Annotated in this window: 8 protein-coding genes; 7 read left to right on the forward strand and 1 reads right to left on the reverse strand. The window is 66.4% G+C overall.

The genetic code is table 11. The features are described 5' to 3' along the window. Nucleotides 1-243 precede the first annotated feature (243 nt). Both WME89_RS21065 and WME89_RS21070 read left to right on the forward strand, forming a co-directional pair. The gene (locus WME89_RS21065) at nucleotides 244-9,153 is read left to right on the forward strand and encodes a LamG-like jellyroll fold domain-containing protein (protein WP_438010915.1); all 8,910 of its coding nucleotides are present in this window, start codon (nucleotides 244-246) and stop codon (nucleotides 9,151-9,153) included. A gap of 73 nt (nucleotides 9,154-9,226) precedes the next feature. Next, nucleotides 9,227-10,573 (forward strand): hypothetical protein, encoded by a 1,347-nt coding sequence (locus tag WME89_RS21070; protein ID WP_438010916.1) that lies wholly within the window; start codon nucleotides 9,227-9,229, stop codon nucleotides 10,571-10,573. Between the two features lie 176 nt (nucleotides 10,574-10,749). On the opposite strand, the gene WME89_RS21075 is transcribed toward WME89_RS21070, so the two are convergent. Then, nucleotides 10,750-12,093 (reverse strand): ATP-binding protein, encoded by a 1,344-nt coding sequence (locus WME89_RS21075; RefSeq protein ID WP_438010917.1) that lies wholly within the window; start codon nucleotides 12,091-12,093, stop codon nucleotides 10,750-10,752. Nucleotides 12,094-12,429: 336 nt separating this feature from the next. Between WME89_RS21075 and WME89_RS21080 the strand changes: the two genes are divergently transcribed. From WME89_RS21080 to WME89_RS21100, 5 genes are read left to right on the forward strand one after another with little or no spacing between them, the layout of a single operon-like run. Continuing rightward, nucleotides 12,430-13,008: a DUF4255 domain-containing protein gene (locus WME89_RS21080; RefSeq protein ID WP_438010918.1), complete on the forward strand. Its 579-nt coding sequence runs from the start codon at nucleotides 12,430-12,432 to the stop codon at nucleotides 13,006-13,008. Further along, nucleotides 13,005-13,817, forward strand: coding sequence for a hypothetical protein (locus WME89_RS21085; RefSeq protein WP_438010919.1), 813 nt, complete (start codon nucleotides 13,005-13,007; stop codon nucleotides 13,815-13,817). The genes WME89_RS21080 and WME89_RS21085 overlap by 4 nt, the downstream gene beginning before the upstream one ends. A gap of 12 nt (nucleotides 13,818-13,829) precedes the next feature. Continuing rightward, nucleotides 13,830-15,176, forward strand: coding sequence for a phage tail sheath family protein (locus WME89_RS21090; protein WP_438010920.1), 1,347 nt, complete (start codon nucleotides 13,830-13,832; stop codon nucleotides 15,174-15,176). Nucleotides 15,177-15,179: 3 nt separating this feature from the next. After that, on the forward strand, nucleotides 15,180-15,653 hold the full coding sequence (locus WME89_RS21095; RefSeq protein ID WP_438010921.1) for a phage tail protein: 474 nt from the start codon (nucleotides 15,180-15,182) through the stop codon (nucleotides 15,651-15,653). A 9-nt stretch (nucleotides 15,654-15,662) separates the two neighbouring features. Next, the gene (locus tag WME89_RS21100) at nucleotides 15,663-16,112 is read left to right on the forward strand and encodes a phage tail protein (protein WP_438010922.1); all 450 of its coding nucleotides are present in this window, start codon (nucleotides 15,663-15,665) and stop codon (nucleotides 16,110-16,112) included. Nucleotides 16,113-16,185 lie beyond the last annotated feature (73 nt).

Raw genomic sequence — 16,185 nt, forward strand, 5'->3', positions numbered from 1 at the left:
GGCGAGCGTCCCCCGCCTCGCTCACCTTGAATACGTTTAAGACCAAACAACCGTCACGAACGCCGGCGCCGGACGTCGTGAGGGGTGAAGCAGCGCCCTCCGTGTCAATGGATGGGCCGCTGCGTCGAGCCTGCACCTGTCGCGACGGCCGCCGCTCATCTGTCGGCCGGAGGGTGGAGGTCTGTATCGAGCACCCCTTCTGGCGAGGCGCGCATGATTCTCAGCGATCAGAAAATCCAGCACGTGAGCACGATCACCCACGATGGCAAGGTCGTGTGCTTCGGCACCGGTCTCGACGGCACCCTCTGGTACACCGTCAAGCGCAGCGGCTTCGAGGACACGGCCCTGAACGACGACACCGACCCGTTCGGCTTCGAGGGCTGGAAGAAGCTCCGGCTCGGCGAGTCGATCCCCGACCCGTCGGTCATCGAGCGCGAAAAGAACACCCTCTCGGACGCCGGCGGCAACGTCCTCGTGAAGAGCGTGTACGGCGCCTCGGACGAGGTCGTGAAGAGCGTCGACGCGCCCGTACAGGTCGTGTCGGCCGTGAATCAGCTGTTCGTGTTCCGGCAATCGCCGGGCGGCAAGATCCTCGTGAACCGCTTCGTGCTCGACGGCATGACCAACGAGCTCGTGCCCAGGCTCGAGGTGCGGTTCCGGCGCAGCAAGCAGCGGCTCAAGCCGCAGGAGTCCGCCGCCTCGAAGCACGGCGGGAGCTTCGACAACCTCGACTACCGCGACATCGACGGAAACAACTTCTACGAAGGCGCCCTGGAGCTCGGCTTCGTCGGCACGGTGGCGAGCGGGTGGTTCTCGCCCGTCTTCGTGCCGACCGCCGAGAGCGATCGGAACCGCTGGCACCTGTTCGTCCACGACGCGAAGGAGAGCAAGCTGGTCCTCTACACGGTGGGCGCCGACGACAACGGCCTCTTCGACGTCAAGGACTACCTCTACGCCCGGCAGGACCCCTCGCACCCGAAGAACACCATCTACCAGTCGATCCCGGGCATCGTCCGCCGGACGATCGAACTGAAGGAGCTGACCGTCGCGGGCGGCCCGTCGGCGACGACGTACGACCTGCAAAAAGAGGTGATCACCGACTCGGGTCCGCAGCTCATGCGCGACACCATGCGGGTGATGCTCGCGGTGCCGGTGAAGGCGACCGGCAGCGACGTGGTGAAGACCGCGGTGCTCGATTTCGCGCTCGCCGCGGACGGCGCGCTGTCGCAGATCGACCACACGCCGGACACGAGCGAGATCCTGCGCAGCGAGCAGCGCGAGGTCATGACGCCGCTCGCGCTGTTCGACGACATCAAGGAGATTGCCGACGCGTCGCCGCCGCCCTTCGGGACCATCGTCGCCACCGAGCGGGGCGGCGACGACAACCTCCAGATCCGGTCCAAGGACGCGTTCCCGGCGGATCTCAAGACCGGAGCCAAGGTGAAGATCCGAGGCACCCAGAGCTACGACGGGCACTACAAGGTGCTCAGCGTCGACGGCGCGACGTTCAAGGTCGCGGCCAGGTTCGAGAACAACGAGGCGGGGTTCTGGGAGGTCGCGCCGGACAAGCAGACCGGGCTCGTGTTCGACAACATGGTCGTCGGCGCGGAGAAGACCGCGGACGGGAAGCTCATGATCCTGTGCCCGGCGCACGATCTGAAGGTCGGCGACGAGGTGCAGATCTCCGGCACCCAGGAGTATGACGGGATCTTCCCGATCGCGTCGATCGTGGCCAGCAAGAAGGCCTTCGTGCTGAACGCGCCGTACTTCACGGGCGAAGCGGCGAACCTGAGCAAGGTCGTCCGCCGGGGGCTGCGGATGGATGGCAACGACCGGGTGGAGACTCCGGACCTGGAGCTCATGCCGCCGAGCCCGGCGCGGGACCTGGGCCGCACGTTCTCGGCCTGGGTGCGGGTGGACGCCGCCGACGGTCTGGAGCAGAGCCTTGTGAACGACAGCGGCGGGATGATGGACCTCGCCCTGGGCAGCGACAACAAGGTGAAGCTCGTCGTGCGCATGAGCGACGGCGGCGCGCGGACCGTGACTGACCCGAACGCGATGCCCGTCAACGCGTGGGTGCACTATGCGGGCTCGGTCGATTACGTCACAAATACCGGAGGCGAGACGCGGATCGCCCTCTGCCGGGACGGCGTCGAGGTCGCGCAGCAGGTCATCGCCTCAGGGGCGCCCTGCCACCTGAGCCACAGGGTTCTCCAGTTCGACGGCGTGGACGATTACGTCGCGATCAAGGATTCTCCCCCGGACGTCGCGAACAAGAGCTTCACCGTGGAGCTCTGGATCAAGCGGGACCGTGTCGACGTCAAGGAGTTCGCGATCACCCAAGGCCCGCAGGCCACGAATCAGTGCGTGCACATAGGCTTCCGCGAGACCAACGTGTTCGTGTTCGCCTTCTGGGGAAATGACGCGACTACCCCGCTGGCGTATACCGATCTTGGATGGCACCACTGGGCGTGCACCTACGACGCGACGACTCGCACCCAGCGTGTCTATCGCGACGGCGCGCTCGTCACCGAGAACGTGACCACCGCTCACTTTCAGGGCAGCGGCTCCTGGATCATCGGAGCGCTGGGCGGCGGTTACTATTTCTTCAAGGGCGGCATCGCTGACGTGCGACTCTGGAACCGTGCGCGCACGGAGGCCGAGATCGCCGAGGACATGACTCGGCGGCTCACCGGTCGCGAAGCGGGGCTCCTCGGGAACTGGCCGCTCGACGACGGGACGGTGCTCGCCGACGGGACGGTCAAGGACATGTCGCCCGCCAAACGGCACGGTAGCTCGAAGGGCCCGGCCTGGCAGCGAACGGCCTTCGTGCACCCGCAGATCGTGCCTCCGGCAGCGCCCGGCGCGAAGCTCGCCAGGACCATGAAGTTCGACGGGGTGGACGACTTCATCGAGGTCCCCAGCGCCGCGGCGTTGCTCACCGGTACCTTCACGGTGGCCGCGTGGGTCAAGGCGACGGGAGGAAAGGGCCGCTATCAGTCGCCTCTGTCGTGTCGTGGGAACGGCTTCACGGGCTTCGTGCTCGAGGCCAACGACAGCAGTGGATGGAACTGCCGCGTGGGGAGCGGCAACGCGTGGAGCTTCTTCTTGGGGCCGCCTGTGGACTATGGGACATGGACCCACCTCGCGATCACCTACGATGGTACGAAGTGGCAGCTCTACGAGAATGGGATCCTCAAGGGATCCCTCACGGCCGCATACACGCCGCCAACCCGACCCATGCGTATCGGCGCAGGCGCTATCGTCAAGGCAGGCGCTACCTATGGCAACCCGACCGACTACTTCGATGGCTGCGTCGCGGACGTGCAGATATGGAGCTCCGCGCGCTCGGCGGCCGACATTCAAGCGGACATGTACCGCAAGCTCACCGGCAAGGAGAGCGGCCTCGTGGGCTACTGGCCGCTCGACGCCGACCCCGACGATCTCTCGCCGAACAAGCGGAACGGCTCGTTCAAGGGCAACCCGGAGCTGGTGAGCGCGGGCTTGACGCACACCATCGGTCAGGGCTTCTTCGGCGAGATCTCCGGCGTGCAGATCTGGGAGGAGGCGCGGTCCGCGGCCGACGTCAAGGCCACCATGCACGTGAACCTGAGCGGCAAGGAGACCGGGCTCGCCGCCTATTACCGCATGGGCGCGATCGTCTACGAAGAGCAGCCGCCGATCATCCCGGACTTCTCGCACCATGGCAGAAACGCCGTGGTGTACGGCGATCCCTACGCAGGCGCGCTGCGCCTCAACCGCGCGACGGGCTCGGGCATGAAGGTGGTCAAGTACGGCAGCGAAGAGCTCCTGGCGGTCAGCCAGCGCGGCGTCTACGAAGAGAGCTTGGAGTTCCGGGTGACCTCGCCCGACGTGGCGTTCGATCCGAGCGACGCTGACGGCACCGGGCTCAAGCTCTTCGCCTTCTCGTACTGGGGCAAGAGCAGCCGCGGTAGCAAGGAGAGGAAGGAGTTCCCGGCCGGGAGCGTGCAGCAGAGCGATTTTGCGAGCCTGGGCGGCGGCTGGTACAAGGCCACCTGCCGGGTGGTGGTGCCGGATGGGGTCAGCCTCATGCGCGCCTTCGAGATCTCGGACGTGCGCGGCAAGTGGGGGACCGAAAGCTCACCGCCGGCCACGGAATGGACGTCGATCGACGTTCGCAAGCACCGCATCCGTCTGATCTCGGACGCGGTGACGCGCGACAGCTACACGGACGTGACGGCGCTCTCGTCCTTGCCCGCGCAGGCGCAGGCGGTGCTGACCAGCCTGACCAGGGTGGACAGGGCGGAGGCCAAGGTGAGCCGCGTCGAACAGCAGATTCGCGATCTCACGGAGCGGATCGACGTGGTGAAGTCCAGAGCGCGCTACATCAGGGAGAAAAACACGCTTGAGACCATCACGATCCCGGACCTGCAGTCGCAGAAGGCCACAGCGCAGAATGAGTGCCAAGCGATCAAGGACAATTCGTGGAGCTACTACCAGCGGGTGCTCAACCTGAACAGTGGCAAGGACATGACCGCTGGTGATGATAAGATCGTCCTTCAGTACGGCCCATGGGCTGAGAACGACCTGAACTATCAGCGCTGGCGGTTCGAGGACCGCGGAGACGGATACTTCCATATCCTGCAACAGCGCAGCGGGTTGGCCCTGACCGTGCTGGACGGCGGAGGAAAGGACGCGGACCTCCGGATCCGAACGCTGAGCGCGGTGTCGCACATGCAGTGGAAGCTCCGCTGCCTGAATGCCAGCGCGAGTTACTACAGCCTCCATCCGAGGCACAATGAAAACCTCTACGTCGAGATCGCATGGGGAGCGACGCACGACGGAGCGGCGCTTCAGCTCTGGGACAACGCCCAAAATAATCACCAGAAGTGGCATGTGCTGAAGACCAGCGAGCTGACCAAAGAGGCCGAGGAGCTCGTCAAAGCCACGAACGACAAGGTAAAGAGCCTCGAGTTGCAGATCCAATCGAAACAGGAGCGCGTCGATGAGCTCGGCAGGATGCTCACGGACAATGAAGACCTCGCGACGCTGCAGAGCCAGCTCACGACCGCGCAGGCCGACCTGAAGGTGTACCGCGAGGACGTCAAGACCATGAACACCGCGTTCATGAACGGGCTCGTCAAGACCCCGCCGGCGACCATGCCGGCCATCGCGACGGACGATCGGAACCTGGTGACGGCCGGCGCGGTGCTCGATTTCGCCCAGCCCACGGGCAGGGTTCGGCTCGCGGAGAGCTGCGAAGGCAACGTGCTGCTCACCTATTTCGATCCGCAGGGCCGCATGCGCGCGACCCCTTACGACGCGGCGGCGGACAGCCGCAACGCCACGTTCGAGCAGTGGCTGCCCGACGCCGTGCGCGCCTCTGCCGACATTCGCGACAGCGGCGACAAGGTGACGCTGGCCCAGGCCGTGAGCCTGCCTGCGTACGGGTGGACCTGCGAGGCCTGGGTGCAGTACCCCCTGGCCACCAAGGACGATGGAACGGCGTATGGCACGAACGTGGTGGCCAGCGCGGACACCACGCTCGATGTGCCGCTCCTGGTGCGAGAGGGCAGCCGGCTGGGGCTGATGGTCGATGGCTGGGTCTTCGACAGCGGCGTGGACCTCGGGCGGGCGCTCGCGGCGGGGTGGCACCACGTCGCGGTGGCGACGAGCAGAGGCACGACCGCCTTCTACGCGGACGGCGAGAAGATCGGCAGCCGCGAGACCTTGCAGCCGGCCATCCGCTTGAATGGCACGACGGACTACGTGGAGGTACCGGCGCACACGAACCCCACGAAGGCCATCACGGTGTCGATCTGGGCGCGCAGCGCGACCCCGAACTGGAAGGAGGATGGCTTCCTGGTGAGCAAGCGGGACGCGTTCATCATGCACCCCCTTAAAGACAGCCGGACGATCCGTTTCTATGTCTGGATCAGCGGCCAGGACTGGAGGTGCGCCAGCTTCACGCCGGCCGACATCCAGGGCTGGCACCTGTACACCGGCACGTTCGACGGCAATTACATCTGCCTCTACATCGACGGGGAGTTCGTCGCGGAGCTCGCCGTCGCCGGAATGATCCAGGAGGACTCGGGCCCGATGTACATCGGCTACGACGACGCCAACAACGGCCGCTTTTTCAACGGCGACATCGCGGAGGTGTCTATCTGGAGCTCGGCCCGATCCATGGAGGATGTTCGAGAGGACGTCTACAGGTCCCTCAAAGGCGACGAGAAGGACCTCGTCGGCTACTGGCGCATGGACGACATCGACGAAGGAGGGGTGCGCAAGGTCAAAGACCTCACGTCCAGCAAGCGTCATGGCCTCGTGAAGGGCGCGCCGGTGCACGCGACGATCACGACCTCGCGGGCCATGGACATCAAGATCCTCGGCAACGCATCCTCCGGAGGCAGCCCCGTTGGCCGGCTCAGCGAGGTGCGCATCTGGAACCTCGGCTTGACCGACGCCGAGGTCGCGGCCCACGCTCGAGCGTCGATTTCGGGCAACGAGCCGGGGCTCATCGGCTACTGGCCCTTCGATGAAGGCACGGGCGAGACCGCATCCGACCGCTCGGCCGGCGGCCTGGCGCACGGGACGATGGTCGGCGTGGACTGGGTGGGCCGCACGGCCAACATCGGCAATCCGGGCAGCAAGGTGCTCACCCTGCCCGACCGGGGCAGCTCGTACGTGCAGTGCCCGACGGTCACGCTGGCCAGCAAGAGCTTCACGGTCGAGTGCTGGGCGCGGCGCAGCGGCGCGGACATGGGCCAGCAACAGAACATCGTCTCCATTGCCCACGGGAGCACCAGCGTGGTCATCGTTGTCGCGTTCGGCACGACCAACAAGATCTCCCTGGTATTCGCTGGCAATGTCTTGGAAGGGGATTTGGTCTGCACGGATGCGGACTGGCACCACGTTTGCGGCACGTACGATCACCTGACGAAGAAGCAACGCATCTACTGCGACGGCGTGAAGGTCGGGGAGGTGACGGCGACGGCCGACGTCAGCGTGTCCGGCCCGCTCACGCTCGGCAGGTCCCCCTCGGGAAAGTTCAATTTCAGGGGCGACATAGCCGAGGTGCGGATCTGGGACGGGGTGCGCACAGACGCCGAGATTCGCGCGACCATGCGGCGCCGCGTCGCGGGCACCGAGGCGAACCTGGTCGCCTATTACCCCCTGGACGAGGTGAGCAAAGACAACAAGGTCAAGGACAAGAAGGCGGGCGTGTACCAAGGCGAGCTCAAGGAGCGCGCCAAGCTGCTCCTCACCACCTCGCTGCCCGCGGGGGGAGCGGAGAGCCTGATCACCGCGGAATACAGCTCGGTCGAGGTCAGCCCCGAGGGGAAGAAGCAGGCCTTGATGAGGCGCTTCTTCGGGTTCGCCACCGGAGGCGACGTGCAGCTCTTGCCCGAGCAGCGGGTCGAAGAGCTGACGTTGCAATGGGTCGGCAACACCCAGATCAACCCGACGCTGCTCGGCTACATCGAGGGCGCGCCGCCGGTTCCCTCGGAGAACCTCACGGTGGACGAGGACTACAACGGGGCCACGGCGGTCACCCTCAGGCAGTCGGACGAGACGAGCTATAGCTGGCAGCGCAGCGAGACGACCCACGAGGCGTTCAACATGGACGGGTTCCTCGGCGGCGTCTGGGAGGTCAACCAGTCGGTCGGCGTGGGGGCCGAGGTCGAGACGAAGCTCAGCGAGGGCCAGGCAGGCGCGACTTTCAACTACGGCTTCGAGAAGAGAGGCACCAAGGACACATCGGTCACGGCGTCGTCCAGCCTCGCCATGAGCGACAGCCTGACGCTCTCGGGCATCGCCGAGGACAAGGCCTCTTGTCCTCTGGTGGGCAAGCGCTGGGTGCCGAAGAACGTGGGGTATGCGCTGGTGATCTCGGGCATGGCCGACGTCTTCGTCACCAAGCTCAAGAGGAGCGGCCGCATGGTGAGCTACGACATCCGGCCGGTCGAGGGCGTGCCGCTCGACGTCAACACGATCACGTTCCTGATCAACCCGACCTACACGCTCAACGGGAGCCTGGACGGCATGGTCGGATCGATGCCCGCGGATCCGACGTTCTACCCGCACGTGCCCGACATGCGCTCGCAGTATGGCTCGCTCTACCCGGCGAGCTACTTCCGGCTCAAGCAGGCCTACGCGCTCAAGGACGCGATCGAACGGCACGACAAGGAGCGAGAGAGCTTCTTTTACAACTTCAGCGCGGACCAGGTCGACAAGCTCGACGCGCTCGGCGAGCAGAACGCTCCGAGCGTCGCCGAAGACAACCCCGAGGTGCCGTTGGACGGCGACAAGGCAGATCTGGGCGCGATGAAGGAGCAAAACGAGGAGAAGAAGAAGCAGCTCAAGAGCGAGGCCGAGAAGCGCAAGGCGGAGATCAAGGGCAAGCACAAGAGCCTCGAGGGAAGGGTGCGCGCGGGCGGGGCCTTCGCCGACTGGCAGCTCCGCATGGAGAACATCCAGACCAAGGCGGGCAAGCGCAACGTCGTCAACACCTACGTGTGGGACGGCGACGGCGGGCTCCGCGCGGAGGAGCAGAGCTTCGCCAGCACGATCGAGCATTCGATCAGCACGGAGACGAGCCACAGCGGCGGCGCCGGCGGCTCGGTCGACGCGGCGGTCGCCGCGTTCAAATTCAACCTGTCGCTGGTGGGCTCGGGCGGCAAGGTGGACGCGAACAGCAAGAAGCTGAGCACGAGCAAGAGCCTCGAGCTCAGCGTGGACCTCTCGGGCGTCGAGAAGAGAGGCCTGACGGATCCGCAGGACAACCCGCTCGTGCCCGGGGAGAAGGTGGATCGTTATCGGTTCATGACGTTCTACCTGGAGGGCAGCACGGACCACTTCGCCGACTTCTTCGGCTACGTGGTGGATCCGGTGTGGCTGATGAGCAACGACGAAGAGGCGCGCGCGCTGCGCCAGGCGCGCGCCGCCAAGCCGAACAAGTGCTGGCGGGTGCTGCACCGGGTGACGTACGTGGAGCGGCCTGTGCTCATGGGCTTCGGCCGCGACATGCGCGTGCTCCCGCTGGGCGACGCGGACGAGGTGGTGACCGACTACTTCGCCGATCTGGAGCGCAAGCAGCTGGCGCTCGACGTCCGGCTCGGCGGCATCGAAGACAAGCTCGCGGCGATCGTCGCCAAGCTCGGTGCGTGACGCGATCGACGTCGCCGCGGCTGGCCCGGGGGGGCCCCGGGCCGGTCGCGGCGGCGTCTCCACGGAGGAGACCATGCTCGAATTCGAATACGCCCAGGTCGCCCAGGAGAAGATCCTGGACAAGTACGGCACGCTTTACGGCATCTCGAAGGATCTCGTGGACCGCATCGGCAAGGGTACGGCCACCCCGGAGGAGCTCACCACCTACACCCAGAACGCGGACCGGCTCGTCGCGAAGTTCAAGGCCGACATGCGCCAGACCGAGCCGGAGGCCTACAGCGACCTCGACATCGAGATCATCACCGCCATGGCCGCAACAAACTACGCGAGCTTTCAGCGCAATGATGAACCCTTCGCCAAGGTCGTGCCCCCTGCCAGTGTCGCCGAGTCCCTGAAGGGCAACAAGCCGCCCGCGTTTTACGGGTTCGGCGCATCTCTGCGGCACTCGGAGAACCTTGCGCCGGACCAGGTCGTGAGCCAGTTCGGGCTCGATTACAAGGACACACCCTACCTGTTCAAGGACGGTGATGCCGACAAGCCGGTGCCCTTTCTATTCTCCGTGGTGTCGCCGATGAACCAGGACCTCCGGGACACGCTCCGGGTGCCGCTCGACCCGCGCATCTTCGAACGCATCGCGAAGCTCGCCGATGATCCCACGCGCAGCGATCTCATCAGGGAGATGGCCTCCACGATGACCAGCAAAGACGTGGCGTACATCGCCGTGCGCGCCACCGGGTCTAAGGCCGAGACGGACGCCTTGGTCCAGAAATACAAAGATCTGGGATACGCAGTCAGGGCGAAGAGCGCGGACCCACCCTTCACCGGCAACACCATGCCGCAGTACGGCCAGACGCTCGAAAACGAGCGCTCCTTCTCGGATCTGATCCAGGAGATGTGCGCAGCCCCGAGCAGCGGGAAGACGCCGCTCGGCGGCGAAGGCACGGCCATCTATCTATCGGTGCCGAAGCGGGGGGACACAGGCACGGGCGATCCCACGCTGCCGCGGGGGTCGGACAAGATCAAGATTGCCGAGTGGAACGGCCGGCAGTGGGAGATGACGGCGAGCAAGGAGGATCTCGACGAGCACTACGACCGCGCGCTCGCCGGGTTGTCCGACCATGCCAAGGCAACCCTCAAGTCGCAGATGGTCACCCACGACACGCTGACGGCGGCCTTTGCGGAGGGCCGCGCCAGGGAGCCGGCGGGCGCGGAGCTCAAGCCGCAGGCGAAGAAAGGGCTCAAGGGTCACGAAAATCGCGTAAAGCGCAGCATCGTGGCGAAGGTGCTGGGGCGCCTGATCGCAGCGCTGCGGTTCACGGACACGGACAAGGACAAGAAGAAGAAGAAAAAGAAGAAGAACGCCGACGGCTCGGACGAGCGCCAAGAGAGTCAGCGCCAGCGCGCTTCGTCGGGGGATTGAGCGCCTTCCGCGCGTTCCAGGCGCGCGGGGGCAGCACGGCCGCCATCAACACCTACGACAACCAGATCGTCACCTGGGGGACGGGCTGGGGCGGCCTCGGCTGGCTGGGCAAGGTGATGGAGCGGGCGACCCCCAGCGACGCCGTGCGCGAGGCGCTGGGCGTCGCCGGCGTCCGCTCAACCCGCCTTCCCCAGCTTGGCATACTCCTTCCGGATGCCCTGCAGGAGGTCCTCTACCGTGAGGGGACGGCCGCCCTCTCTCAACGCCTGCAGCGAGGCGTAGCGGATCACGTTCATGATCGCGCCCCCCGCGAGCTCGTGCTCGCGCGCGATCTTCTCCAGGTCCACGGAGCCGTCGAGCCTCGCCCTGGGTGAGAAGCCCTGCCGCCACACCCGCACGCGCTCCTCGGCGCGCGGCATCGGAAAGTAGATGATCGACTCGAACCGCCGCGCAAAGGCGTCGTCGAGGTTGTCGCGCAGGTTGGAGGCCAGGATCGAGATCCCGTCGAAGGTCTCGATGCGCTGCAGGAGGAAGGAGACCTGCTGGTTGGCGTAACGGTCGTGCGCGTCCCGCGTCTCGCTGCGCTTGCCGAAGAGCGCGTCGGCCTCGTCGAAGAACAATATCCAGCCCTGGTGCTCGGCCTGGTCGAAGACCCGGCCGAGGTTCTTCTCCGTCTCCCCGAGGTACTTCGACACTACCAGGGAGATATCCACCTTGTAGACCTCACGGCCGGTGGACTTGCCGAGCAGGCAGGCGGTCATGGTCTTGCCCGTGCCCGGCGGGCCATAGAAGAGGCTGCGGTAGCCGGGGCGCAGCTTGGAGGCCATTCCCCACTCCTCCATCAACGTCCCTCCGTGCTCGATCCAGGTCTGGATCTCCTCGAGGCTCTTGCGGGTGCCGGGGTGCAACACCACGTCCTCCCAGTTGACGCGGGTCTCGATCTGCTGGGCGGGAAAGCCGGGCCCGCGGCTCTGCCGCCGCGGTTCGCCGGTGGTGAAGAGACAGAGCAGCTCCTCCGAGATCCGGAGGGGGGCCTTCATCGGCGTCACCTCGTCGCCGCCCCCGAGCCTGAGGACGCCGTGCCTGATGAAGAGGTGCTGAGGATCCAGGATGAGCCGCACGGAGAACCGGAGCGCGAGGTCGTCACCTCCGACGATGAACGCCAGCGTCTCGCCCGTGGGCAGGAGCTCGCCGTCGGATCTGAGCTGGACGCCACCGAGCTCGGTGAGCCTCCGATCCACGGTGGGTTCGCGGGCGAAGCAGACGTCGAGGAGCTGGGGCCGCAGGTGCGGGACCAGGGCGAGCACCAGGGCGAGGCGCTCGACGAAGGAGAGCTGATGGCGCCGCACGAAGCCGGCGTACTCCGAGCTCGACCCGCCGAGATCGGGCGGCGCGAGGTCGAGCACGCTCCCCTCGGTCGCGCCCTCGCCGAAATGGATCTTGATCCGCGCCTCCAGGACGCTGCGAAACCAGGTCAGCTCCCGCTCGAGGTCGGCGGCGTTCTCCACGATCTTGGTCATCCTCTCCATACCCGTCGAGCCGCGGCGCTCCTCCTCGCTCCAGATCCGCTGCGCGAACGATGGCACGATACGGCCCGGTCACGCCGCTGAATGAGACACCTTAAAGTACCTTAAGTTGTCAGCCCGATTGACGCTGGCTATTACCGATGTCGAGACAAGCACCGACGGAAGACCACGGCGTCGTCCGCGGGGCCTCGAAGCGCCGTTCCATCGGGGCGATCCGCTCCGACGGAGCCTGACGTTCAGGCCCCGCGTCGCGGACGCCATGACCCAAGATCTTCAAGGATGAGAGCCAATGGAAGCGGGACAATATCAGAGCTCCAGGGGTCGTCAGCCGTGATCAGCGACATCCTCGTCCTGCTCAAGAACACGGTGAACGAGCACCTGACCGCGAGCTCGGGCTGGCGCGGCCCGGTGCCCGACCAGGGGCCAGTCGTCTTCCTCGACAGCGAGAAGGTGGACAGCCTCGATCTCAAGCTCGGCGCCGTCACGCTCCTCCTGGTCAACCTCGAGGAAGATCACACGCTGAGGCCGGCCGACCCGTTCCGGTCGACGCTGGCCGACGGCACCACGCAGCGCGTCCAGCCGGCGATCCAGATGAACGCTTACGTCCTCTTCGCCGCTCGCTTCAAGGACTACGAGCAAGGCCTGCGGTGCATCTCGCTGATCCTGCAGTTCTTCCAGGGCCATCGGGTCCTCGACCACGCGAGCACACCGGCGATGAGCGACAGGATCGAGAAGCTCACCATGGAGCTGCTGACGCTCCCCCTCTCCGAGCAGAACCAGCTCTGGGGCGTCCTCCGGAGCTCTTATCAGCCTTCGCTCCTCTACAAGGTCCGGATGGTCGTCTTCCGGGACGAGGACGGCGTCGTCGCACCGCAGATCAGCGAGCCGGTGCAGAGGATCCACCAGTGAAGCACGTCGCGATCATCGAGGTGCTCTTGAAGCACGCGTTCTACGCGGACCAGCGGTGCCCGGACTTCGCGATCGAGCCGAGCGACGAAACGGCGCGCCTGCTCCGCAATCATCGCTGCATCGTGCGATCGGGCCCCGAGGGAGTCCGCGTCCTCTCACCGTTCGACGCCGCGGGGCAGCCCTTCCTCCCGCTCCCGGGGGACGCGACGCTGCTCTTCTACATCGAGGTCCGGGGCGGCGACTTCGCCGTCGTCACCGACCTCACCGGCATCAGCGGGCGCGCGGCGCCGGTCTTCACCGACGCCGGCGCGGGGACCGACGGCGAGCTCGGGCTGGCCCCCGCCGATCCGGCCCGGCCGCGGCTCCCGCCAGGCATCGTCGCCGCCGTCGAGATCCGCCCCGGGAGCGCGCCGCGGCCCGCCCCTTTCCAGGTCAGCTTCCAGGCCAGGCGGGCGCGATGGGCCTACTACTGCGTCACCGACATGGCGCCGGCCGGGGGCGAGCTCACCGTGGTGGACGCCTCGCCCGCCGGGGCCGAAGGCGCGCTGCGCTTCAGCGCCGCGACCCTCGATCCGGCGGACCCGACAGCGGCGCAGATCGCCAGTCGGTATCCCGGGATGCGCTGCGTCTACTTCGTCTCCGACGAGCCCGTCGCCGCGCGCGAGGAGCCGAGGAAGAGCATAGAGCTCCGGCTCGGCCCCGACCGCGTAGCGGGTCCCCTGCCCAATCCATCGATGCAGAGCCCTGCAAAGGAGGATCTGCTGTTTCAGATCGTCAAGTATCGAGCGCAACCCTTTCAAACCCCCTGAGATTGAGGAACGATGTCTGCCTATAAGACGCCCGGTGTCTACGTGGAAGAGGTATCGACTCTGCCGCCCTCGGTGGCGGAGGTCTCCACCGCGGTCCCCGCCTTCATCGGATATACCGAGAAGAGCCCATCTACCGAGAAGGGCCCGTCGATCGCCCGAGTGAGCACGCTGCTCGAGTACGAGCAGCTCTTCGGAGGGCCCAAGCTCGCGAGCTTCACGGTCGCGGTGGACGCCAAGTCCCAGGTGACCGGCGTGACGCGGGGCCCCGCTTCCGGGTTCTTGCTGTACTACGCTTTGAGTCACTACTTCAAGAACGGGGGCGGGACCTGCTATGTCGTCTCCGTCGGAGACTACACGTCGCCGCCCGCCAAGGACGACATCGCCGCCGGCCTCACGCTGCTCGAGAAGGAGGACGAGCCGACGCTGATCGTCTTGACCGACGCCGTGAGCCTCGCCGCCGAGGACTACCACGAGCTGTGCCAGGCGGCCCTCGCCCAGTGCCACAAGCTGGGTGACCGCTTTGCGATCCTCGACGTCAAGAAGGACGCGGAGACGGGCAAGGAGGACATCGACGTGTTCCGCGACGGGATCGGGACGAGCAACCTGGCCTACGGCGCCGCCTACCACCCGTACCTCCAGACCTCCCTGAGCTACGCGTACGCGGACGCCGACGTCTCCATCAAGATCGGGGCGGCGGACGGGGTCGCCCTCGACACCGTCAAGGCCAGCCAGACGGCGACCTATCAGCAGGTCAAGACCAGGCTGACAGCCGAGCGGATCGTCCTCCCGCCGAGCGCGGCGGTCGCGGGCATCTACGCCAGCGTCGACCGGGACCGCGGCGTGTGGAAGGCGCCCGCCAACGTCAGCGTCTCGGCCGTCATCGGGCCGGTGCTGAAGGTCACCAACGACGATCAGGACGCCCTCAACGTCGATCCGACGGCGGGTAAATCGATCAACGCCGTGCGCGCGTTCACCGGCAAGGGGACCATCGTGTGGGGGGCGAGGACCCTGGCCGGCAACGACAACGAGTGGCGGTACGTCTCGGTCCGGCGGCTCTTCATCATGATCGAGGAGTCGGCCCGAAAGGCCTCCTCCTTCGCGGTCTTCGAGCCCAACGACCTGACGACATGGCTCAAGGTCAAGGGGATGATCGAGAGCTTCCTCTACGGCCTCTGGGAGCGCGGCGCCCTGGCCGGGGCCTCCCCGGCGGCGGCCTACTTCGTCAACGTGGGCCTGGGCAAGACGATGACCAGCCAGGACATCCTCGAGGGGCGGATGATCGTCGAGATCGGGATCGCGGCCGTGCGACCGGCCGAGTTCGTCGTTCTTCGCTTCTCTCACAAGCTGCAGGAGGCCTAGACCATGGCACTGACCAAGAGCGAGATCATCACCGCGTATCCTCTCCCGTCGTACAACTACCGGGTCGAGATCGCGGGCACCGCGGTTGGCTTCTCGGAGATCTCCGGGCTCAGCATCAAGCGCGAGACGACGACCTACAAGGAGAGCCCCACCGGCGGGGCGGCGCCCGGCCCGGTGGTGATGAACATGCCGGCGCAGCGCGCCGCGCCGACGCTCACCCTGAAGAAGGGCATCGTCAAGAAGACCAGCGTCGCCACGCTCTACGCCTGGATCAGCGCGATCCAGGTGAACCAGGTCGAGAAGAAGGACATCTACGTCCGCCTCTGCAACGAGAAGGGCGAGGCGGTGATCAGCTGGAAGGTGCAGAACGCCTTCCCCACGAAGCTCGACGCGCCCACCTTCACGGCCACGTCCAACGACGCCGCCATCGAGAGCATGGAGCTGATGGCGGACTCGATCCTGATCGAAGAGGCGTAGAGCGGCGCGATGGCCCAGTCGACGGACATGCAGCGGACGAGCTACCCGCTCGCCGCGTACAACTTCCGCGTGAAGGTGGACGAGACCTCGATGAGCTTCACCGAGGTCTCGGGTCTCGCGGTCGAGCGCGAGCACGTGACGTACGCGCACGGCCTGAGCTTCCAGGAGGGCCACGTGATCCAGACGTTCAACTCCAAGCGGTTCAGGCCCGTCACCTGCAAGCGCGGCACCGTCCTCGGGGCAGATCCGCTGTTCCTCTACAGCTGGCTGGAGAAGCACGACAGCCGGAGCATGGAGGTCAGCCTCTGTGACGCGACGGGCGCGGCGGTGCTCGCCTGGAGGGTCGCCGTCGCGGTCCCCGTCAGCCTCAAGGCGCCGACCTTCAGCGCCGCCACGAACGACGTCGTCGTGGACACGCTCGAGCTGCAGGTCAGGGAGGTCTCCGTTGTCAGGCTCTGACGTTCGCGACAACGGCGGTTCCCCCGGCCGAGATCCGGGGCGCTGCGCGGATTCGCCGCGCGGCGCCCCGGGC

Origin of the sequence: Sorangium sp. So ce321 (genome assembly GCF_051530195.1) — a bacterium.
Taxonomy (GTDB): Bacteria; Myxococcota_A; Polyangia; order Polyangiales; family Polyangiaceae; genus Sorangium.

Coding starts and splice junctions, on each gene's coding strand:
- WME89_RS21090 (WP_438010920.1), top strand. CDS start 13,830: ATGTCTGCCTATAAGACGCCCGGTGTCTACGTGGAAGAGGTATCGACT.
- WME89_RS21075 (WP_438010917.1), bottom strand. CDS start 12,093: ATGACCAAGATCGTGGAGAACGCCGCCGACCTCGAGCGGGAGCTGACC.
- WME89_RS21095 (WP_438010921.1), top strand. CDS start 15,180: ATGGCACTGACCAAGAGCGAGATCATCACCGCGTATCCTCTCCCGTCG.
- WME89_RS21100 (WP_438010922.1), top strand. CDS start 15,663: ATGGCCCAGTCGACGGACATGCAGCGGACGAGCTACCCGCTCGCCGCG.
- WME89_RS21070 (WP_438010916.1), top strand. CDS start 9,227: ATGCTCGAATTCGAATACGCCCAGGTCGCCCAGGAGAAGATCCTGGAC.